Source organism: Psychrobacter sp. DAB_AL32B, from assembly GCF_002224105.1.
Taxonomy (GTDB): domain Bacteria; phylum Pseudomonadota; class Gammaproteobacteria; order Pseudomonadales; family Moraxellaceae; genus Psychrobacter.
Window position 1 is genome coordinate 24207 of record NZ_NEXU01000067.1, and the last position, 21320, is coordinate 45526.

At 42.3% G+C, this 21320-nt stretch carries 19 protein-coding genes and 1 tRNA gene; 14 read left to right on the plus strand and 6 right to left on the minus strand.

Features of this window, described 5'->3' with window-relative positions; genetic code table 11:
* Nucleotides 1-334: 334 nt before the first annotated feature.
* The gene (locus CAN34_RS07940) at nt 335-1276 is read right to left on the minus strand and encodes a LysR family transcriptional regulator (RefSeq protein ID WP_089555207.1); all 942 of its coding nucleotides are present in this window, start codon (nt 1274-1276) and stop codon (nt 335-337) included.
* Between the two features lie 154 nt (nt 1277-1430).
* Here CAN34_RS07940 and hppD point away from each other — a divergent pair, with 154 nt between their 5' ends.
* The 5 genes from hppD to CAN34_RS07965 all read left to right on the plus strand — a co-directional run bounded on the left by hppD (nt 1431) and on the right by CAN34_RS07965 (nt 6723).
* On the plus strand, nt 1431-2531 hold the full coding sequence (gene hppD, locus CAN34_RS07945; RefSeq protein WP_089555190.1) for a 4-hydroxyphenylpyruvate dioxygenase: 1101 nt from the start codon (nt 1431-1433) through the stop codon (nt 2529-2531).
* 212 nt (nt 2532-2743) lie between these two features.
* Nucleotides 2744-3580: a phenylalanine 4-monooxygenase gene (gene phhA, locus CAN34_RS07950; protein WP_089555191.1), complete on the plus strand. Its 837-nt coding sequence runs from the start codon at nt 2744-2746 to the stop codon at nt 3578-3580.
* A gap of 252 nt (nt 3581-3832) precedes the next feature.
* A complete protein-coding gene (locus CAN34_RS07955) occupies nt 3833-4174 on the plus strand; it encodes a 4a-hydroxytetrahydrobiopterin dehydratase (RefSeq protein WP_089555192.1) in 342 nt (113 codons plus the stop codon).
* Between the two features lie 91 nt (nt 4175-4265).
* Nucleotides 4266-5690 carry a Na+/H+ antiporter NhaC gene (gene nhaC, locus CAN34_RS07960; protein ID WP_089555193.1) on the plus strand — a complete coding sequence of 475 codons (1425 nt, stop codon included), beginning with the start codon at nt 4266-4268 and terminating at the stop codon, nt 5688-5690.
* A gap of 328 nt (nt 5691-6018) precedes the next feature.
* Nucleotides 6019-6723: a hypothetical protein gene (locus CAN34_RS07965; RefSeq protein WP_089555194.1), complete on the plus strand. Its 705-nt coding sequence runs from the start codon at nt 6019-6021 to the stop codon at nt 6721-6723.
* 242 nt (nt 6724-6965) lie between these two features.
* Here CAN34_RS07965 and CAN34_RS07970 read toward each other — a convergent pair.
* Both CAN34_RS07970 and CAN34_RS07975 read right to left on the minus strand, forming a co-directional pair.
* Nucleotides 6966-7052, minus strand: a tRNA-Leu gene (locus CAN34_RS07970).
* A 137-nt stretch (nt 7053-7189) separates the two neighbouring features.
* Nucleotides 7190-7963 carry a ferredoxin--NADP reductase gene (locus CAN34_RS07975; RefSeq protein WP_089555195.1) on the minus strand — a complete coding sequence of 258 codons (774 nt, stop codon included), beginning with the start codon at nt 7961-7963 and terminating at the stop codon, nt 7190-7192.
* A gap of 450 nt (nt 7964-8413) precedes the next feature.
* On the opposite strand from CAN34_RS07975, the gene CAN34_RS07980 reads away from it, so the two are divergent.
* From CAN34_RS07980 to gspK, 8 genes are all read left to right on the plus strand, one after another.
* Nucleotides 8414-9322 (plus strand): tRNA (N6-threonylcarbamoyladenosine(37)-N6)-methyltransferase TrmO, encoded by a 909-nt coding sequence (locus CAN34_RS07980; RefSeq protein WP_174668351.1) that lies wholly within the window; start codon nt 8414-8416, stop codon nt 9320-9322.
* 58 nt (nt 9323-9380) lie between these two features.
* Nucleotides 9381-11168 (plus strand): GspE/PulE family protein, encoded by a 1788-nt coding sequence (locus CAN34_RS07985; RefSeq protein ID WP_089555197.1) that lies wholly within the window; start codon nt 9381-9383, stop codon nt 11166-11168.
* 149 nt (nt 11169-11317) lie between these two features.
* Nucleotides 11318-12106: a TatD family hydrolase gene (locus CAN34_RS07990; RefSeq protein WP_089555198.1), complete on the plus strand. Its 789-nt coding sequence runs from the start codon at nt 11318-11320 to the stop codon at nt 12104-12106.
* 233 nt (nt 12107-12339) lie between these two features.
* Nucleotides 12340-13023: a TetR/AcrR family transcriptional regulator gene (locus CAN34_RS07995; RefSeq protein WP_079692082.1), complete on the plus strand. Its 684-nt coding sequence runs from the start codon at nt 12340-12342 to the stop codon at nt 13021-13023.
* A gap of 177 nt (nt 13024-13200) precedes the next feature.
* Complete coding sequence (locus CAN34_RS08000) at nt 13201-13884, plus strand: prepilin-type N-terminal cleavage/methylation domain-containing protein (protein ID WP_089555199.1); 684 nt, start codon at nt 13201-13203, stop codon at nt 13882-13884.
* A gap of 3 nt (nt 13885-13887) precedes the next feature.
* Complete coding sequence (gene gspI / locus CAN34_RS08005; RefSeq protein WP_089555200.1) at nt 13888-14367, plus strand: type II secretion system minor pseudopilin GspI; 480 nt, start codon at nt 13888-13890, stop codon at nt 14365-14367.
* The gene (gspJ, locus tag CAN34_RS08010) at nt 14364-15248 is read left to right on the plus strand and encodes a type II secretion system minor pseudopilin GspJ (RefSeq protein WP_089555201.1); all 885 of its coding nucleotides are present in this window, start codon (nt 14364-14366) and stop codon (nt 15246-15248) included. Before gspI ends, gspJ begins: the two co-directional genes overlap by 4 nt.
* 33 nt (nt 15249-15281) lie before the next feature.
* Complete coding sequence (gspK, locus tag CAN34_RS08015) at nt 15282-16382, plus strand: type II secretion system minor pseudopilin GspK (protein ID WP_089555202.1); 1101 nt, start codon at nt 15282-15284, stop codon at nt 16380-16382.
* A gap of 74 nt (nt 16383-16456) precedes the next feature.
* Here gspK and CAN34_RS08020 read toward each other — a convergent pair whose 3' ends face one another.
* From CAN34_RS08020 to ychF, 3 genes are all read right to left on the minus strand, one after another.
* Nucleotides 16457-17137, minus strand: a complete 681-nt coding sequence (locus tag CAN34_RS08020) for a TetR family transcriptional regulator (RefSeq protein ID WP_079692077.1) — start codon at nt 17135-17137, stop codon at nt 16457-16459.
* A gap of 82 nt (nt 17138-17219) precedes the next feature.
* A complete protein-coding gene (locus tag CAN34_RS08025; protein WP_089555203.1) occupies nt 17220-18641 on the minus strand; it encodes a deoxyguanosinetriphosphate triphosphohydrolase in 1422 nt (473 codons plus the stop codon).
* A gap of 232 nt (nt 18642-18873) precedes the next feature.
* On the minus strand, nt 18874-19965 hold the full coding sequence (ychF, locus tag CAN34_RS08030) for a redox-regulated ATPase YchF (RefSeq protein ID WP_089555204.1): 1092 nt from the start codon (nt 19963-19965) through the stop codon (nt 18874-18876).
* 354 nt (nt 19966-20319) lie between these two features.
* On the opposite strand from ychF, the gene CAN34_RS08035 reads away from it, so the two are divergent.
* On the plus strand, nt 20320-21320 hold a 1001-nt coding region (locus CAN34_RS08035; RefSeq protein ID WP_165767629.1), incomplete at its 3' end, for a UvrD-helicase domain-containing protein.

Genomic DNA, 21320 nt, shown 5'->3' on the forward strand with positions numbered 1-21320 from the left:
GTTTTCCTTACAAGAGATATGAGTTGAGGCGCTAAAAAGCATAAACCAGTTTTGTGATTAACTCAACGTTAGATTCCGTTATCCTCATTAATTAACGCATTTTTTTCTTACCTACAAACTTTTTAATTATCTCTCAGCTTTATACTGACTGTGATGGTCAGTATAGCCAATTCAATATAAAAGAGGTACGTTAAAAGTAGCGTTATACTGGGATAAATTTTCCTCGCTTGCTGTGCGCTTCGCACTCAAGAGGCTTCGCAAAATTTATCCCAGTAGCACTGTATTCTTTTTAAATTGAATCGACTATATCAAGCGATTGCTTAGATAATGAATTTTAAAAGCTCTGTAAGTCATCAAAATGGGTGGCAAAATAGCGCTGCAAAAAACGCTTAAAAGCAATGCTCGCCGGTGATAATGCTCGAGATGAGCGTTGGTAAATGAAAAACCGGCGCATTTTGACAGGTTGCGCTAGCGGTCGCATCTGTAAACCGTTGGCGCTTACCCAGTCTATCACTTCTGGCATGTAGGGCAGACACAAAGTAATGCCAAAGCCTTGGCGAGTCATCTCAAGTGCTGTCGACATAAAATTCACTTTGTAACGCGCCTGCTGAATATGGTTGACGATACTTTCATCCAGCTCAGTGGTCAATTTTTCAAGAAAAGGGCCTTGTAGCGTGATCAGTGGAATGTCAATCAAGTCTTGCCAAGTGACTTCATGTTTTTGCGCCAACACATGGCTATCAGGCATTACTACACAAAATGGTAATTGATATAACAAGTCTGCACGGATGTCATCTTCGGTTTCCATAAATTCAAGCTCAGTACCGACCTCAGTACCGACGCCTAAATCCACTTCAATGTTTTGGATATGCTCAAGGACGTTTTCTGCTGAGCAATCTAATAACGATACGCTGATATCTGGATAGTCTTTGGCAAACTGCGCAATGACCGCTGGCATAGAAGAAGCAGCAAACTGCGATACTGCCAATCTTACCTGACCTTGCGCCAAGTTTGTCAAACTGCTTGCTTCATTTTCAAATAGTTGCATCTCGTTCAAAATGCGCCGAGCTTGCGGCAATAAATGGTGTCCTACTACAGACAAAGACAACTGGCGTGTGGTGCGATCGAATAACACAATGCCCAAGTTAGATTCGAGCTCTTTGATCAAGCCACTAACGGCAGATTGGGTTAAATGCATCTGGTCGCTGGCACGGGTAAAACTGCCGTTGTCAGCGACTTTGATAAAAGCGGTAAGTTGGCGGATACTGATATTCATAAGTAAACCTGATAAATAAATCATAAAAAACAATTAGTCTTATAAATCAAGCTAATCTAATATAAATGAAACGTCAATAGGAATGATTGATGAAACTTATTTTTTGCTAATTTTTAGCGCTTTATACCACCAATTGCAATTAAGGATGATGACAATGGCAGATTTATTTGACAACCCAATGAGCCTACAAGGCTACGACTTCGTTGAGTTTGTCTCACCAGAGCCTGAGCTTGTCGAAGAATTATTCCGCAACCTTGGCTTTACCCATATCGCCAATCACCGCTCGAAAGATGTTGCCTTGTTTCGTCAAGGAGATATCAATCTTATTTTAAACCGTGAGCCAAAAAGCCATGGCAGCTACTTTTTAAGTGAGCATGGTGCTGGCGCTTGTAGCATGGGCTTTCGAGTAAGAAATGCTCAGCAAGCTTATGAGCTGGCTATCGAAAACGGTGCTGAGCCAGTCGATGTGAAAACAGGGGTTATGGAGCTACGTCTGCCAGCAATTAAAGGCATCGGCGGCTCGCTTATTTATCTTATCGACCGCTTTACTGATGGCAACTCTATTTATGACATCGATTTTGAATACTTACCTGATGTCGATAAGCATCCAAAAGGCTTTGGCTTTAAGGTTATCGACCATCTAACGCATAACGTTTACCGTGGTCGTATGTCATATTGGGCAGATTTCTACGAGCGTATCTTTAACTTCCGTGAAATCCGCTATTTCGATATCAAAGGTGAGTACACTGGCCTAACCAGTAAAGCGATGACTGCTCCTGATGGCAAAATTCGTATCCCATTGAACGAAGAGTCAAAGCAGGGCGGCGGTCAGATCGAAGAGTACTTGATGCAATTTAATGGCGAAGGTATCCAGCATATTGCGCTATTGAGTGACGACTTACTATCTAGTATCGACAAACTTAGAGACATGGGTATCCCGCTCATGACGGCGCCAAATGAGACTTATTACCAGATGCTTGATGAGCGCTTACCGGGCCATGGCGAAAATGTCTCTGAGCTACAGATGCGCGGTATCTTGCTAGATGGCACCACTGAAGGCGGCGCACCACGTCTACTGCTACAGATTTTCTCTGAAACCATTTTGGGTAGCCCCGTATTCTTCGAATTCATCCAACGTAAAGGCGATTACGAAGATGGTTTTGGCGAAGGTAATTTCAAAGCATTATTTGAATCAATCGAGCGTGACCAAGTACGTCGCGGCACGGTTGGTCAGCAAGAAACTGAAACGCCTTAGTCTTAGAGTCGTTGTTGTAAATAGGCTCTAAAACAATAAATGGGCAAGGCAAAGGGAATTTGTCTTGTCCTTATTAGCCTGCTACCTACTAGTATAGTCCTGCTTATAATAGTGATTATAAACTATGGCGTTTAGGGTTAGTAGGGCAAAGTCATCAAGACAAGTTACTGCTACAAAGGTAATGGACTAACTGCAATAAAAGGAATATAGGCATGGAACGCCTACCATCTACAAATGCTACTGATAAAAAGCAACCTTACGTGTCGCATCAGCCAGATGCTACTGGTCATATTCATTACAGTGATGATGAGCATGCCATGTGGCAAGCGCTGCTTGCGCGTCAAGCCAAACAAATACCCAATCGTGCCTGTTCAGCTTATCTAGAAGGTTTAACTAAGCTGAATCTATCGCCCGCACGTATTCCGCAATTACATGATATTGATGAGGTATTGCAAGCCACCACAGGCTGGCAGACCGCTGCTGTCCCTGCATTAATCAGCTTTGGGAAGTTTTTTAAACTGTTGGCCAATAAATCCTTTCCAGTTGCGACTTTTATTCGTCGATTCGATGACATGGACTATATCGAAGAGCCTGATATTTTCCATGAAATCGTCGGCCATTGCCCAATGCTGACCCATCCTGCGTTTGCGACTTTTAATGAGACGTACGGTAAGCTTGGACTAAACGCCAGTAAAGAAGAAAGATGGTTTTTGGCACGGCTTTACTGGTTTACCATCGAGTTTGGTTTGGTTGGAAAGACGCAAGATAGCCGCCGTATTTATGGCGGCGGTATCTTAAGCTCACCTTCTGAAACGGTTTATGCACTCAATGACAGGTCTGAGCAGCAAGCACAGCCAGAGCATCGCGCATTTGATTTATTAGACGTACTACGTACCCCTTATCGTATCGATCATATCCAGCCGATTTATTATGTCATCGATGATTTGGATACGCTATTTGATATCGTCGATAGCGACATCATGGGAGTCGTCAAACAAGCCATGTCATTAGGATTGTTTGAGCCAACTTACGCTGTCGAAAGTACCTAAAAAAATGAATACATATAGTTGATTCACTTTAAAACCGATACGAGTGCTACTGGATTAAATTTTTTGCAGCCTCTGTCACGCTTGCGAGCAGCAAGCAAGAAAAATTTATAACAGTAGTACGTGGCTATTTACTTTATTACAATCGTATCGATTTTAGGTAGAACTTCCTATAACTTATTTTAAGAGTAGTAAAAAAAGCATAAACACGGACGTATAATCACTAAAAATAAATAGTTAAAAAAGGACATTATAATGACTACATTATCACAAGCCAGCTGTGAAGCATGCCGCATTGGCGCGCCAACGGTCAGCGATACTGAAGCACAAGAGCTATTACAACAAATTCCAGATTGGTCATTGATTGAAGTTGATGGCATTAAGCAATTACAACGTCAATATAAATTTAAGAACTTCGTCGCGGCGATGGCATTTGCTAATAAGCTTGCAGACATCGCCGAAGCAGAAGGGCATCATCCTGGCATATTGGTAGAGTGGGGCAAGGTTACGGTCACTTGGTGGTCGCATAGCATTAAAGGTCTGCATCGCAATGATTTTGTCATGGCAGCCAAGACCGATACTCTATTGGATAAGTAATGAGAGTAGTAATCAGTATTGCAACTCATTAAACTTACCACCCTCAAGCCAACCCTAACGCCAAAATATCATGGCAACATAAGGATGTGTTATGCCACCACAAGTACTTACCGAGCTATCTCCTAAGATAGCTTTTATTATTGCTAGCGTTGTCATTGCGATTATGGGTGTCACCATGATCGGCTTTGGCTGGGTTCCGCACCTATCATTAATGCTTGCTATTGCTGTTTTGCTGGCATTAGGTATGTTCAAAGGTTTAAGCTTTGAGAAGATGCAGGAGCAAATGTCTTCAGGCGTCGTCAGTGGTATTGGTGCTATCTATTTATTATTCTTTATTGGATTGCTAGTCGCCGCTCTCATGATGTCGGGCGCTATTCCCACCATTATGTATTATGGTTTTGACCTCATTTCACCGCAGTATTATTATATCTCTGCCTTTGTCTTGACCTCAATTATCGGGGTGGCGCTAGGCAGTAGTTTGACCACAGCAGCGACGATAGGCGTGGCTTTTATTGGGATGAGTAATGCCTTTGATGCCAACGTCGCTATCGCTGCAGGTGCCATCGTCTCAGGCGCATTCTTTGCCGACAAAATGTCTCCTTTATCAGATACTTGTACGCTTGCTTCTTCTGTCGTAGGTATTGATTTGTTTGAGCATATTCGCAACATGATGTATACCACGGTGCCCGCGTGGCTCATTACAGCAGGACTGTTTTGGTACTTCTCTGGGCAGACAGGTACTGGCAATTTAGATCAAGTTACCCTGTTACAGTCGCAGCTTGTCGATAGCGGCCTAGTGCATGGTTATTCAATACTACCGTTTATCGTGTTGGTCGTGCTAGCGTTATGCCGAGTGAATGCTATTTATACCATCATTTACACGATTGCTAGCGCTTTAATCATTACCTATTTGCATAGTACCCCTAATATCGGACAGTTAGGTGTCTACATGTTTGGCGGCTATGCGCCTGCCGAAAACTTAGAGCTGGGCGAAGTAGGCGGTATGATCTCACGCGGTGGTATGCAGAGCATGTTCTTTACGCAGACTATTGTTATCTTGGCATTAAGTCTAGGGGGTTTGTTACGCGCACTTGGTATCTTGCCTGCGTTACTGTTGGGTATCAGAGATATGTTGACCAGTTCAGGGCGTGCTATCTTTGCCGCTGCTATGGCAGCCTTGAGTATCAACGTCCTAATCGGTGAGCAGTATTTAAGTATCTTGCTATCAGGTACTGCCTTTCGTCCGACCTTTGAGCGCTTAAACTTACATCCTAAAAACTTATCACGCACTATTGAAGATGCCGGTACGGTTATCAATCCTTTAGTACCTTGGAGTGTGTGTGGGGTGTTTATCAGTCAGGCATTGGGTGTACCAGTTATTGAGTATATCCCTTACGCTTTCTTTTGTTATCTATCGCTACTATTAACGATATTGTTTGGCTTTACAGGAATAACGATCAGTCGCAAAGATGGAACGAGTGTTCGCAAGCATGAAGCGAAACAAGCTGTTAGTTAAGAGGTATGGCTAAATAGTTCAGTAGGTTTTATAGTTTCATCACTATAAAAAACTATCGTAAGAAATTAACTCATTGTGCTTGAACTATTTTAAAAAAGAATCACGCTAATATTTAGCGTGATTCTTTTTTTTGATAAAGTGAACAATATATCTAAAAGTTACTGAATGAGAGATAATGTATTCATAGATTTCGAGGCACTAAAGACACTTAAAAAAGTGAATTTAGCCGCTCTTATCGCTTTGTAGTAACCTGTGCTTTTGCAGTAACCTATAGCTTTGTAGTAATAAAGATCTAATAAAGCTCACTTAAATGAAAAGGCAGTCCTGAATGACCAATAATAACCCATACAATCTTATACCTTTGAAACCTACTGGCAGAAATGAGACTGATACCGCCAATACTTATTCGCCTGAAGACATGGTTCAGATATACGAGCAACAATTTCTTACCGAAGTACCTGAAGATAAAATCACAGAGTTTTTGCCCTTTTTAAAAGATTTTTATGACATTGATGACTATACGTTAGATGTCAGTGCGGTCATTTTTGAGGCCATCGCTGATTCCTGTATTATTTATAATCATAAAGTCAAAGTAGGGCGTTATCAGATATTAGAGGGATTGGTAAAAGAAGAGATTGAGGAAGACGAAAACTATAAAGAGGACGAAGGCTCTGAAGACAAACAGGAACAAGCCTATACACTAGAATGTAAGCGTACTTTTTTTATCAATGATATAGAGATGCCTTATCGTTTTAATTTGTTTATCCATGGGGATAGTTATTCTACGTTAACCAAGAGAAATAGTTTGTTAGAAAAAATCTACTGGTTTGTCAGTGATGGATTTGAAGAGCATGTATTAGGCAACCCTGAAGATACAGAAAGCTTAGCGTCTATTAACGAGCAACTGGTAAGCTTGGGTATTCGGGAAATGGATCTGACGACCATACATGAGTTAGTTGACTATGTAGAAGACAGCATCATAGATGATGACATGGTGGAAACGCTTAATAAAATATTAGATGATGCTGAATAGTATGATAGATATAGAGTTAAGTTAGCTTGAATATAGAGCAATTAATACACAGTTTTTTTATTAAAGGAAAGTCTTACCTACTAGGTAGGGCTTTTTTTGCACCTAAAATTTAGTGGTGTCTATTTAGGCAACAACTGAACGGTTCTAAATGATTGAATGTTTGCTCTAAGAATGTTTAAGATATCATAAATAGGAGGTAATAAAAAACCCTCACAATCTATAGACTGTAAGGGTTTCGTATATGGTACCGGTGGTCGGACTTGAACCGACACGCTTTTAAAGGCAACGGATTTTGAATCCGTCATGTCTACCAATTCCATCACACCGGCGTGTTAGGTGATAACGTTTGTACTGCTAAACATTATCGAATTGGGCTACAGGGTTAACTCTGTATAGGCTGCGTATTATAGCAGCCTATTTTTGAGCGTCAAGAATTATTTATCATATTTTGTATAAAAGTTCTTTTTTAACCAACGAAGGCGCGTTCGACCGCATAATCCGCTTGGACGCCCATACGTGGTGAGACGGTCAGACCAAAGCCATCCAAAATCGCTGAGACTTCCGCATTAAAAGGCATACTACCGCATATGAGGACACGATCATCGTCTTTATTAATGGGTGGTAAGCCAATGTCTTCAAAAAATTTGCCAGATTTCATTAGGTCGGTAATACGACCGGTGTTCCTAAATTCTTCGCGAGTGACAGTCGGATAGTAAATGAATTTTTTACGGAACTCTTCACCAAAGATTTCATCATTCGGTAGCTCGTTTTCGAACATATCACGATAAGCCAAGTCACTGACACCACGTACGCCATGTACCAGAATTATCTTTTCAAAACGCTCGTAGACTTCAGGGTCACGTGCTAATGCTAAAAATGGCGCAACACCAGTACCAGTTGACAGCATATAGAGGTTTTTGCCCGGTAATAGATCGTCTAATACGAGAGTACCCGTTGGTTTTTTACTGACCAATAATTCGTCGCCGACTTTGATATGTTGCAAACGCGACGTTAATGGACCGTCTTGCACTTTAATGGAGAAAAACTCTAGATGTTCTTCATAATTAGGACTAGCAATCGAGTAAGCTCGCAACAACGGCTTGCCATCAACGACCAAACCAATCATCGCAAACTCGCCATTACGAAAGCGTAAACCGTCGTCGCGAGTGGTCTTGATGCTAAATAGTGCATCATTCCAATGATGAACCTCTGTAACCGTTTCGGTGCGGAGTTTTGACATAAAGTCCTCGTTAGTAAGTGATAATCTGTATCAGTCAATTAAAATAGCTATTAAATAAATAAGTATCAAATAAAAATCTTCAATGATAGATTTAAAATGCTTCAAGTTAATAGCGTGTAGAGTCTATTTAGTGGCTTAGCCTATCGCGTCAACCGTTATTTTAACATTATTATTCAGTATTATGAGGTGGTAGTAACGCCCATAAAAGCAAGATTTGAAGTCATTGTTTTATGAATGCAAGCCATTCTCAATAAATTTCTTGCTCATCATAACAAACTTTAAAATAAAAATCCGTCTAGCTGCCTTTCTATAGCATGATAAAATGGAATATCGTTAGCGAGTTATTTTGTATGATTCGCCAAATTTAGTTTGTATAGCCCTTATTTTTTAGTATAAATAACGGTTTCGCTTTTTTGGATTTGATTTATGAATTGTCAGACTGATTCGCTTATGAGTCATCATACGTCACCGATTATCGGCTACCATCATGCGCCGCTTTCACAAAAATTTGGCGCACCGAGACAGCCAAATTTGGTTGCATTAACCAGCGTGATTGAAATGATTGCGCCTTATGATACACCTGCAGCCTTTATAGGTTTGACCGATTTTAGTCATATTTGGATCAGTTGGCAGTTTCATCATAACTATCTAAATAAGGAAAAACAGATAAAGAAAGACGAGCCGGCTAATGATGACAGCCAGCTTAATAAAGCCAATAGCAGCTTTCGTGCGCAAGTGCGACCGCCACGCTTGGGCGGCAATCAAAAAATCGGCGTGTTTGCCAGTCGTAGTATGTATCGCCCCTCAGCGCTCGGACTGTCTGTGGTTAAGCTTGAAGCTATTGAGGTTGTAGAAGGTCGGGTGTTACTTATCATCAGCGGTGCTGATATGATAGATAGTACGCCAATTATCGATATCAAGCCCTATGTGGCTTATAGTGACGCAGTACCTGATGCAAAAAGTGGCTTTGCGCCATCTGCTTCAGCATTGTTGACTGTGACTAGCACTGAGCCTGCATATGAGCAGTTTTTGCAAATTATAGCCGCCCAAAGTGTCAATAACGAAGAACAAAACAATAACGAAGAACAAAACAATAATGAAAAACAAAATAATAATGAAGAAAAGAAAGACAGTAAAAAAGATACGCGTACCGTAACAGCAGTCATTGATAAGGCGAAAAAGCAATTATTACTATCTGATTTTGACGCTATAAAGGCATTAATTGCGCAAGATCCGCGTCCTGCTTATCGCCGTAAAGAGATCAATATGCCATTTGTTATGCGTTATAAGTCTGTTGATGTGAGTTTTCAGCTGATAGCGTTAGGTGAGTTACAGATAACAGCAGTAATAGAAGTATAAGAAATACCAGCTAACATTATCAGCGCTGAAACGACTTAAATAATAAAAGAAGAAAATTATGCCTGCTCAAAAGTACTCGATAGTGATTGATTTGCGTTGGTGTCTCGATGAATTGTTAGCAGATAAAGTCATCGATCAACGTGGCTATAATCTAGTGATTACCAGCCGCCGCAATAAGGCGCAGCATCCGCTACTGACCATTAGTGAGTTTGGCTTACCAAATGGTCATGCGCTTGATAATAATCCTGAGGATAAATTGACGCTGGCATGGTTGAATCAATGGTTAGCCGCCAAAGCAGATATGCCGCTTGTCCGTATTGACCCGTTAAAGGTTGATGTACCAGTAGTGACGCAGCTGATGTCGTTTGAATATGCACGCTCACAGCATATTTTGCCGATTGAAGTGACACTTAATGAAGTCGTTATCGGTACCGACCAGCCTTTTTATACCGACTGGCACGCCAATATTGAAAAACTCATTAAGTCAAAAAGCTATCGCACGGTATTTATTAACCCTGAGCAAATCAATCGCTATCGTCAAGAGTTCTATCAAGTCACGCAAGCGATTGCTGGTGCTAATTCTATTCATAAACGTGCAGCGTCTGATATCACCAACGTTGAAGCGCTATTGCAGCTCGGCGATAATACCAATCCCGATGCCAATGACCAGCATATCGTTAAAGTGGTCGATTGGCTGTTGCAATATGCCTTTGAGCAGCGCGCCAGTGATATTCATCTAGAGCCACGACGAGAGACAGGGAAGGTGCGCTTTCGTATTGATGGCGTGCTACATAGTGTCTATGAGATGCCACTGGCGATTATAGTAGCGGTGACTGCACGTATTAAAATTTTGGGACGGCTCAATGTGGCAGAAAAACGTAAGCCGCAGGATGGACGATTAAAAACGCGCACCCCAAAAGGATTGGAGACTGAGCTGCGTCTATCTACCATGCCTACTGCTTTTGGCGAAAAGCTGGTGATGCGGGTGTTTGATCCTGAGGTACTGGTACGCTCCTTTGCGCAGCTTGGCTTGTCTGGCAAGCAGTTAGAGACGTGGCATGAGCTGACAGCGCATCCAAATGGCATTATTTTAGTGACAGGTCCTACGGGTTCGGGTAAAACGACCACCTTGTATAGTACCCTTAAACAATTGGCGACTGAGCAGGTGAACGTCTGTACTATCGAAGATCCGATTGAGATGATTGAGCCCGCCTTTAACCAAATGCAGGTCAATCCAGGAGTTGATTTACACTTTGCTGATGGTATTCGCTCTTTGATGCGCCAAGACCCTGATATCATTATGGTTGGTGAGATTCGTGATGCTGAAACCGCCAATATGGCAGTGCAAGCATCTTTAACGGGACATTTGGTACTCTCAACACTGCATACCAATGACGCACCAAGCTCTGTCACGCGTCTGCATGATTTGGGCATTCAGCCGTTTTTGACATCAGCGACGATATTGGGCGTGATGGCGCAGCGTTTGTTACGGACATTATGCCCGCACTGCAAACAAGCAGTCGATGTTACTGCGGATAGTGAGATTGCCATTCAATGGCAAGAGTTGGTACAACCGTGGCGTGCTGCCGTGCCAGCACAAATCTATAAGGCGCAGGGCTGTGAGCACTGCCGCCATACGGGTTATCAAGGTCGCGTTGGGTTGTATGAAATTATGCCATTATCGAATGAGCTAAAAAAACTGGTCGCTGCTGATGCAAACTTGGACGTACTTAAGCAGCAAGCTTACCGCGAAGGCGTACAGCCACTGCGTTTATCTGGTGCAAAGCGCATTAGTGAAGGGCTAACGACCATGGAAGAGGTCATGCGAGTAGTGCCTCTGCGTTAGTGGCAATTCTGTATTAAAGATAGGTTTGTTAAACATTACTTGAAAAGTGCGTTCTTGAGAGCAATGAATACTATTACTAACTTGAGTTTTTATCATAATACTTTTATCTAAAAAAATATTATTAAAAAGCCACCATAACGAGATTTTTTATGTTTACTGATAGTCACTGCCATCTTAACCGTTTAGATTTAACCAAGTATGAGGGTCAATTGTCCGGCGCGATTGCTGCGATGAAAGAAGCCAATGTCACGCGAGCGATGGCGATAATGTGTGATTTTGCGGAATATGATGAGATTGCCAATATTGTCAGCACCTACGGCGATGAAACGCTCAACCTAGGTATGAGCGTTGGCATCCATCCTTGTGAAGACATCAGCGTTTTACAATCAGCGACGGTCGAACGTCTGATAGAAACTGCTAATGCCGATCATGTGTGGGCAATAGGGGAGACGGGGCTAGATTATTACTGGTCAACGGAAAATAAAAAAGCGCAACAAGCCAGCCTTGCCCGTCATATTCATGCCAGCCAAAGCCTAAAAAAACCGCTTGTCGTCCATATGCGTGATGCCAAAGAAGATACGATTGATATTCTAAAGGCAGAAGGTGCTGAGCATGGCATTATTCATTGCTTTACCGAAGATTGGGAAACGGCAAAACGCGCCTTGGACTTAGGGTTTTATATCTCATTCTCAGGTATCGTTAGCTTTAAAAGTGCGCAAAACATCAAAGATGCGGCAAAAAATATGCCTAGAGATAGAATACTGATCGAAACCGACAGTCCCTACTTAGCGCCCGTCCCCAAACGTGGCAGACCTAATGAGCCTGCCTATGTACCCTACGTCGCCAGTTGTATTGCAGAGATGTATGGCTGTAGTGCGGAGGAGGTTGGTACGCTGACTGCAAAAAACTTTGAGAATTTACTAGCACAGTATCACTAAAATGGTTATGCTATGACCACTCAGTCATTTATTATAAGTTGTGGCGATTTTATGCGCCATGCAATGGTGCGTTAAATGTAACCATATGATTATAAATGATTATTTAGCAAACATAAGCATATCCCTCTATTGTGGTCTTCGCGCATCCTTTGTATAACTTCATACTCTTGATACCGATACGCCAATGCAAAATGTGGTCATATGCATGATATTGTCAAGTTTTAGGAGAGATTATGAGTCGTCAGCATCAATTCAAGATACGAGAAGAGAATATCTTAGCAATGGCAGAGCAATTGCTACTTGAGTCAGGCGATGGTGATATCACTTTAGACAGCTTGGCAGATCAGCTTGATTTGGCTAAAGGCACACTTTACAAGCATTTCTCTAGCAAAGATGAGCTTTATTTGCGTATTATTATTCGTTACGAAGAACAGCTGTTTGAGATCAATCGCATTGACGATTGCCCATCGGCAGGTGTCGCGCGTATGATTTTTCAGCAACTGTTTAATCCACAAAAAGCGATGCTACTCAATCAAATCGAAGAGCGGTTAGCCGCATCAGTGACGGGTCTTAATCGCTTGTTTGGTGAGCTTTATGATATTCGCCGTCAGCGTATGAAGCGTTTAATCGATATTATCAGTGCTTATCTAAAGGACGAGCACAGCAGTTTGAGTACGCGTGATTATTTATCGTCTATTTGGGCGATGGGTCAGGGCGGTGCTGGGCTATTGAACTCAAGCTTTTATCAGCGTTACTTAGGACGCCGTGATACTTTGCGCTATGCCTTTGTCCAGCAAGTGTTAGAGCTGCCTAGCCATTATCCTGCCGCTGATGATGAGGTAATGGATGAGGATATGCAGGAATTGGTAGAGCAAATTGATACCGAGTCAGAAGAACATCGTAATGCCAATTATTAGGTTTTTACTATATCTTGAAAACCGTGAGTAGCTATTTTATAAAAATCTGTGTTGTTATATTCTATATGGCAGCACATTAACCTTTATTTAACACAGTCAATCATATCTATCGTTCTATATATCACCCAAAATATACCGTCATTTTAAGAGAATGACGTCATTCTAGATGACCTCTGTATGTCAAAACCCTCATCACCAATAACACATCATCATACGCAGGCTGGTTTTACACTGGTCGAAATCGTAGTGGTGGTGGTTATTTTGTCCATATTCGCTGGCATGATGAGCTTGTCAGTAGGTAGTAGTGAATCGCGTAAAAATCGCGCTTTTTATGAGCATCTGACTGATTCATTGAGCTACGTTAGGCTGTTGTCGGCGGAACGTATGCAGCCGATGGGTTTGAGTCTACAAGCGAATAAGCAAGGTCAAGTTACCCCCGTTATTGTCACTCTATCCAATCCTTATGTTGCTTATCAAACGGACGCTTCTACGTCTTCTAGTAGAGACAGTACACCTAAAAATTCAATGGAGCTGTCCGCTGATTTATCCAGTATGTCTAGTGCGATTGAAGATAAATTACCAACGCCAAGCTGGGAGGTTGAGTCAGAAGTTACCTTGCCTGAATTGCCTGCTGGGGTGAGCTTAAATGTGCAAAGCCTAGATGCTGGTAACGTCTCAAGTACAGGACAAACACAAGCGCTGCAACCTTGGTTTACAGATCAAACGGTACCGCAAGTATTATGGTTTGGCACAGGGCAAGCAGCGCCGGTGACCATTGACGTGCGCCATAATTCGCGTTTGGTGGGTGAAGTCATTACGATTATGCCAGATGGCAGTATGTCGATAGGGCAAGGGCAATAACTGATGATGAATAATGAGAAAGCCAAACCTACCTATATAAACCGAAAGCCAACCCTATCAAAGTATGAAAACGGATTTACCCTGATTGAAGTGATGGTTGCTCTAGCGATTTTAGCGGTCGTTGCCGTTGCTGCAAGCCGTGCCAGTAGTGCTTATCTGAGCTCAGTCGATATATTACGGACGCGCACGCTTGCACATTTTGTTGCGCAAAACGCTGCAGCTGATTTACGGATTCAAGATACGTGGCTGACTGCTAATCGCACCCAAACGATTAATGCCCAAGGTCGTGATTGGCTAGTAAAGATGACAGTCTCTGATGCTATTACACCTGCATTAAAAGAGGTGAATATCGCCGTTGCTCCTATTATAGATGGTCAGACGCGTACGGTAGTGACCGATATCAATATTATGCTAAGTAACGCTGAGCAAGATATTGGTAGTTTGGATTTGACCGACTCACACCCAAATGGAGGTAGCCTGTGAAATCGCAGCATGGATTTACCTTACTTGAACTGATGGTCGCCATGGCGATATTTGCGATGTTAGCAGTGGCAGGCTGGCAGGTATTTGATAGCGTTAATCGTGCTCGAGAACGTGCGCAATTTCATGCGGATAATTTAGCCGTTTTACAATATGCTTATTTGCAGCTACAACAAGATATGGGGCAAATCATTCCTTATCAAGCAGTAAATACTCAAAATGCTAGTACTTCCAATAACAATACGAATGATAATAGTCAAGAAAATGCGCCACAGCCTGTGCCTGAACCTTTTATGAGTTTGGATGGTGAGCATATCAGCTTTGTCCGTTTTGCTGATCCTGACCCCCGTTATCAAAGTAGTCCTAGTGTAAAGCACATCGAATATATTTTTGCTGATGAGCGCTTGATTCGCCGTCAATATACCAGTATAGGCGGAGGTAGTGATAGCATCAGTTTGGATAGTATCTTGCTTGAAGGCGTGACAGCGGGGCGCTGGCAAGCCTATTTGCCAGAAATGAGTACAGAATTCCCTAATAAAGACAGTAACAATACCAGCGCCAATACCCAATCTGGGCAAGGAGCAGCTTCAGCCAATGCTCAGCCTAAGATCGTACTATTACCAAAAGGTATTGCCATCAATTTTACTTATCAAGATATGCCGATTACTTGGCAATGGGCGCTTGCTCCTCAGCCAATACCGAATAGCAGTGCCAATAAAAATAGTGCTCCTAATAATTCTAACGGCAACGGTAATAGCAATGATAGCGATAACAACAGCAGTAGTGGCAATAACGATACCAATAATGATAGTAGTAACGGCACGAGCAATAATAATACAGCCAATGACAATGTAGACAATAATAATTCAGGGAACAAGATTTAAAATGCGCCATTTGGTCAATAATAGAGGCGATTTATGCCAAGCATGCCAGTTATGCCAATGAAAGCCGACTCTCAGCGCGGGGTAGCGCTGCTCACTATTTTGTTATTAGTGGTAAGCATTACGGTGGTCGCAGGAGCAATGCTTGCCAGCCAAAAAATTGCCATTAGACGCAGCGGTTTACTGTTTGATCAAAATCAGCTATTACAAGATATCAATGCCGGTCAGCAATTAGCCGTTACGATGATTCGTGCTGACGCTAAGCTGAATGACACCGATAGCGAGCAAGATATTTGGGCACAGCCTATACCCCCTTATACGTTGGGTATACATAGTATTGGCATTGAAATGCGTGACGAAGCCAGTCGCTTTAATATCAATAATTTATATCATAATGGAGCCGTTGATGCTGCAGCCTTAGAAGTATTCCAAAGACTTTTAACCCAATTAAATTTGGCGCCAGATATTGCCATTGCTGTCCTTGATTATCAAGATGCGGACAGCGAAGTGTATCTTGATGGCGGTGATGAAAGTACGGTTTATGCTCAGCAGTCCAATAACTCAGCGGATAAAAACTTACCCAACCAAGCATTGGTCAATATTGACCAGCTGCAAAATGTGAAGGGTGTAAATACTGAAGTATTGGCGGCGCTACGACCTTATATCACAGTCGTGCCGTATTATTTACCTATTAATATTAATACAGCAAGTCCAGTCTTGCTTGCTGCTCTGATAGACGGCGCAACCAGCCAACAGATGCAAACCGTCGTCGACCTAAGAGCAAAGCAAGTATTCGAATCTATCGATGATATATGGCTATTGCCAATGTTGAGTGCTTTAGATGATAAGCAACGAAAAGCGCTTTTACCATTATTAGCAATTGATAGCCAAGCTTTTACGGCGCTGATTACTGCGACTGATAGTGCAAATATTGGGCAAGCAAGGCAACGCTATGCAACAATCGTTATTAGCAAGACGACGACCGATGATACGGGAAATAGCAGTGTTAATAATGCTAACGGTAACAATGATAGCGCCAACAATTCTGATAACAATACTAAAAGTGCTGACAATAAAAAGCCCAAAGACGTTAAAGTGGTTTCCCAGCGCCTTTGGGCATTTCGACCGATTTTTTAACGCTTATTCTTACAGTTTAAACGCTACATAGAGAATTCTACATACTTTAACAAGCACCGATGAAAAATATCGTCTTAATCGCTTAAATGCGTTTCTTCAGTAGACTTCCAATTATAAGCGCCATAAAACAACATCTGTGCTTGGCGCGTGCAATTGTGTAGCATAAGCTGCTTTTTATCTTCAATCTCAGCCAAATCGACTTCATCGTCATGGTCTTCAGTATAAGACAGCTCTAGCCAATCAATAATCCAAGAAAAGAACATATTAACCCCAGCCTCAGCCAGTAGCCTACGATCATAGGTATTGATATGGGTAAAAGCAGGCTGGAGCGCCAAATCTTCTGCTAAGCTTTGACCATGCTTTTTGATAAGCTCATTGATGGCTTTACGTACAGCGTCTGAGCCGCCATAGCGCTCACTGACCAAAAACTGCCAGTAGCATGGCTGCTCACTGACCATATATAAAAACAGTTGAATGCTTTTAGCGATTTGACGCTCGAAGCTGCGTTTGCGCCCAATATGTAGGCTCTCACTTAAGGTTGCTAGCGTACCGCCCAACTCCTCGATGACCAAGGCGCGACCGAGTGATTCCATATCATCAAAATGGCGATAAAATGCGGTCGGTACCACACCAACTTCACGTGTTACTTGTCTGAGGCTGATAGAGCTAAAAGACTGTCCTGTCATACATAAATCAAGCACTGCATTAAAAAAAGCGTGCCGAGTTTGAAGTTTTTTTTGTTCGCGACTACTCATAATATTTCAAAATTACCAGATAGATGTCTATCATACTCATTTCATTGCAAAAATACGAATGAAATACGCTTAAATGTAGCTTTTAAACAACAGTCCCCCAATGTCCTTGCAGCTCTTGGGCTAATCGATAAGCTTCATGGTCATTCATGCCGGTTATAAAGTCTAATACATTAAGCATATTTTGATAAATGTCATCTGATAAAATGCGGTGATGCTCATCAAGATGTGGTTTTAGCAACATTAATAATCGCTGCTGCTCAAACGACATTGGCGCGCTAGGCTGATTTGTCCAAGTCAGTGGCATAAAAGCATCTAGCAAGCGATGCAGGCATTGATTGGCCATCAGCTCCATACGTACTTTACTTGGGTGATTGAATATTTTTTCACGTGCCAATTCTTTGGCTTGGGTAATACCGCTTTGGACGGTGGCATCACAATGCGCAAATAGACTGCCTTGTAATGTACCCGCTAGCATCGCATCACTATTAGTCACAAAGGCGTCGGTTACCGCATTTACTAAGCGCATCATCGCTCGTGCACGTAGTGACGCTAGATGTTGCCTGACTGACATATGAGCAGGCAAGCTGATAGTGCTAGGACGCTCACCAATGAGCTCATAAAATATAGCAGCCACCTCAGTGTAGGTAAGCATATTTAGATTGATGCCATCCTCCAAGTCTATCAGTGCGTAGCAGATATCGTCAGCGGCTTCCAATAAGTAGGCGAGGGGATGACGGGCAAAACCATCGTGTTGCTTTGAGCGCGGTAGACTTAAACATGCTGCTAATTCTTCTAATTGCGCGGCTTCACTATAAAAGCAGCCAAATTTTTGCACCTTAGTTGATGCGCTGCTTTGCTGAGTGTTTTGAGAAATATCGTTGCTATGTGTCGCCAGCCAAGGATATTTCATAAACGCCCCCAAAGTGGCGCAAGTTAAGCGCATACCGCCCAAATCAGGGTGGTGTTCATTACGAGTTAATATACGAAATCCTTGGGCATTACCCTCATAAGCCAGCAAGTCTAATTGCTCATTGCTGCTCATATTTTGCAGAACTGCTTGCCGTTCAGAGTGCATAAACCAATCACGGATGGCGTACTCTCCAGCATGACCAAAAGGCGGATTGCCGATATCATGCGCAAGACATGCCGCTTGGACAATCACACCGACATCAGCTGGCGTGACACCGTCAGGTAAACCACCTTCTAATTTATCATGGAGTTTTTCTGCTGCCATCACGCCCAAAGAGCGTCCGATACAAGAGACTTCAAGCGAATGCGTTAAGCGTGTATGAATGCCCAGTTGATTGGTCAGTGGATGTACTTGGGTTTTTTGATTCAGTTGACGAAAGGAGTGCGAAAATACCAGTCTGTCATAATCTTTATGGAAAGAGGAACGTGCGCTGTCTTGAGCGGGGGCTTTTTTATGACTGCCCAAACGCTGCGCACTAAATAGTCGCGCCCAGTGCTCAGCTGGACTGCTTGGTTTATCAAATTGAGTACTCATAAATCGTAGTCCACTATTCGTCATTATTATTTTAAACGATTTAAGCTCTTTTAAAAATTTTGGATAGGTAAAGGGTTTGTGCTTACCATACTAAAATCAAGCGCATAAAAAAGCCAGCATCGAGGCTGGCTTTTTAGTAGTGATATGCTAAGACTGTGTAAGTAAATAATTAAGCTGGAAAACTATTAAGCCATTAACCTAGCTAATTATTTCAGCACTTAAGTATTTAAAATTATACGTTAAAACGGAAATGCATCACATCGCCATCTTGCACGATATAGGTTTTACCTTCTAAGCGCGATTTACCGGCAGCAGCAGCGCCTTTTTCGCCATTGTGTTCGATAAAGTCGTCATAAGCAATTACTTCGGCACGAATAAAGCCGCGCTCAAAATCGGTATGAATCACGCCAGCTGCCTGAGGTGCCGTTGCACCCACGGCTACTGTCCATGCGCGTACTTCTTTAACGCCAGCGGTAAAGTAAGTTTGCATATCAAGCAAATCATAACCACCGCGAATGACTTGATCAAGACCGGCCTCGAGCATATCCATTTCAGCCAAGAAGTCTTTTTTATCATCTTCATCAAGCTGGGCAATCTCAGATTCGATTTGATTACATAGCGCGATAACGATAGAGTCTTCACCAGTGGCATAGTTGCGCACCGCATCTAAGTAAGGATTATTCTCAAAGCCATCCTCAGAGACGTTGGCGATATACATGGTAGGCTTAAGGGTGATTAAGCCATAACTTCTGATCAGTTTTTTCTCATCAGCATCAAGATTGGCGGCGCGTGCGGCTTGACCTTCTGCTAATAATGGTTCGACTTTTTTGAACACATCAAGCATGGCTTGTGCGTCTTTATCGCCGCCTTTGGCCTTTTTAGTTAAGTTAAAAATAGCACGCTCAACCGCTTCTAAATCTGCCAATGCCAATTCAGTATTGATGGTTTCGATATCATCAATCGGGCTGACGCGACCATCGACGTGTACAACGTTGTCATCATCAAAGCAGCGTACCACGTGAGCAATCGCATCGGTCTCACGGATATTGGCTAAGAACTGGTTGCCCATGCCTTCGCCTTTTGACGCACCAGCGACCAAACCTGCGATATCAACAAACTCCATCGTCGTTGGTAATACGCGCTCAGGATTGACGATGTCAGCCAGTTTTTTAAGGCGCAGATCTGGCACTGGCACAATACCAGTGTTGGGATCTTTGGTACAAAATGGAAAGTTTTCAGCGGCAATACCCGCTTTGGTCAAGGCGTTAAACAGGGTGGATTTACCCACGTTTGGTAGGCCGACGATGCCGCAATTAAAACCCATAGTAGTCTCTCAATATAGTAATAGAATCAATTAGCTTAAAACTTAATGAAATGTGAAATCAAAATTGGGCGTATTGTAGCAAATTTAACCCAATATGGGTGAGGTTGTTATGCTAGATACTTGGATTTTCACCACTCATTATCAACCACGTTTAGTGCTTTCATTATTATGCTAAGCTACTATCTGTAAATCATAATCAAAGCCGTTTAGCTATCATCAATAGTTGAGTAACAGCATAACATTTCATTCCGATATCTAGACCCATGCGTACAGATTAAACGCCTGTTTATCTCATTTATTCCGTATGCTAATAATAAACTGCGCTACAAACAATATCAAAGGCAATCGCTCATAATGACCACCACAATTTTTGCTACGCACCATTATAATTATCCGCAAAATTTTATCGAGATGAAGCCAAAGCTTACGCGTCTTGAACAGGCGATTAAGAAGCTCGAAGCCAATTTGATGGATGCTGATGCTGAGGTGTTAGAGCAAAGGCTTGCCAGTCATTTAGGGCTACAAGTTGATTATGCCAGTGAGCTCAACCCCAACCAACTCTTAGCCGCTACAACTATTGAGGGCAAGGTGTTGGTCATTGCTGGTGCAGGCTCCGGTAAAACCAAAACTCTGACGTATAGAACCAGCTATCTGATAGAAAATGGTGTGTCGCCTAAAGAGATTTTACTATTAACCTTTACCCGTAAGGCGGCCAATGAAATCAAAAGTCGCGCCAAGTCACTGCTGGCAAGCACATTATCTGTTGATAAATGGTCTAATGAGGATTTAGCCAAGGATAAGCTGCCAACTAATAAGGCGCTAAACGATATCACTAGCGGCACATTCCATTCCTTTTGCAATATGTTATTGCGCCAATATTCAGGGCTGCTTGGTATCAATCCGCGCTTTACTATTTTAGATACGGGCGATAGTGAGGATGCTATCGATTTGATTCATAAAGAAAAAAAGTATCCGATAAAAATAACCAAGCAAGCATTTCCACGCAAAAAAACCTTGCAAAATATCTTTTCAACCTCTAGAAATCGGCGCATTCATATCCGTGATTTGATTGAAAGCAGCTATCCTGATATCGCTGTGCACATTCCAACTATTGAGCAATTGGCGGTTGATTTTCATGAGTATAAGCGCGCCAATCATTTATACGATTTTGATGACATTATTAGTCAAGTAGTACGTCATTTAAAGAGCAATGACACCTTTCGGCAGCTGCTACAAAATCAATATCGTTACATTATGGTGGATGAATATCAAGACACCAATATCCCGCAAAAAGAGTTGATTGACCTCATTTGTGCACCTGCGTCGGTGTCGCTGATGGTCGTTGGGGATGACAA

Bases quoted from the DNA above. Each gene is read 5' to 3' on its own strand.
- CAN34_RS07995 (WP_079692082.1), top strand. From the start codon at position 12,340: ATGAGTCGTCAGCATCAATTCAAGATACGAGAAGAGAATATCTTAGCA.
- CAN34_RS07980 (WP_174668351.1), top strand. From the start codon at position 8,414: ATGAGTCATCATACGTCACCGATTATCGGCTACCATCATGCGCCGCTT.
- CAN34_RS08000 (WP_089555199.1), top strand. From the start codon at position 13,201: ATGTCAAAACCCTCATCACCAATAACACATCATCATACGCAGGCTGGT.
- CAN34_RS08025 (WP_089555203.1), bottom strand. From the start codon at position 18,641: ATGAGTACTCAATTTGATAAACCAAGCAGTCCAGCTGAGCACTGGGCG.
- ychF (WP_089555204.1), bottom strand. From the start codon at position 19,965: ATGGGTTTTAATTGCGGCATCGTCGGCCTACCAAACGTGGGTAAATCC.
- CAN34_RS07985 (WP_089555197.1), top strand. From the start codon at position 9,381: ATGCCTGCTCAAAAGTACTCGATAGTGATTGATTTGCGTTGGTGTCTC.
- CAN34_RS07975 (WP_089555195.1), bottom strand. From the start codon at position 7,963: ATGTCAAAACTCCGCACCGAAACGGTTACAGAGGTTCATCATTGGAAT.
- CAN34_RS07990 (WP_089555198.1), top strand. From the start codon at position 11,318: ATGTTTACTGATAGTCACTGCCATCTTAACCGTTTAGATTTAACCAAG.
- gspK (WP_089555202.1), top strand. From the start codon at position 15,282: ATGCCAAGCATGCCAGTTATGCCAATGAAAGCCGACTCTCAGCGCGGG.
- nhaC (WP_089555193.1), top strand. From the start codon at position 4,266: ATGCCACCACAAGTACTTACCGAGCTATCTCCTAAGATAGCTTTTATT.
- CAN34_RS07940 (WP_089555207.1), bottom strand. From the start codon at position 1,276: ATGAATATCAGTATCCGCCAACTTACCGCTTTTATCAAAGTCGCTGAC.
- CAN34_RS07955 (WP_089555192.1), top strand. From the start codon at position 3,833: ATGACTACATTATCACAAGCCAGCTGTGAAGCATGCCGCATTGGCGCG.
- phhA (WP_089555191.1), top strand. From the start codon at position 2,744: ATGGAACGCCTACCATCTACAAATGCTACTGATAAAAAGCAACCTTAC.
- gspI (WP_089555200.1), top strand. From the start codon at position 13,888: ATGATGAATAATGAGAAAGCCAAACCTACCTATATAAACCGAAAGCCA.
- hppD (WP_089555190.1), top strand. From the start codon at position 1,431: ATGGCAGATTTATTTGACAACCCAATGAGCCTACAAGGCTACGACTTC.
- CAN34_RS08020 (WP_079692077.1), bottom strand. From the start codon at position 17,137: ATGAGTAGTCGCGAACAAAAAAAACTTCAAACTCGGCACGCTTTTTTT.
- CAN34_RS07965 (WP_089555194.1), top strand. From the start codon at position 6,019: ATGACCAATAATAACCCATACAATCTTATACCTTTGAAACCTACTGGC.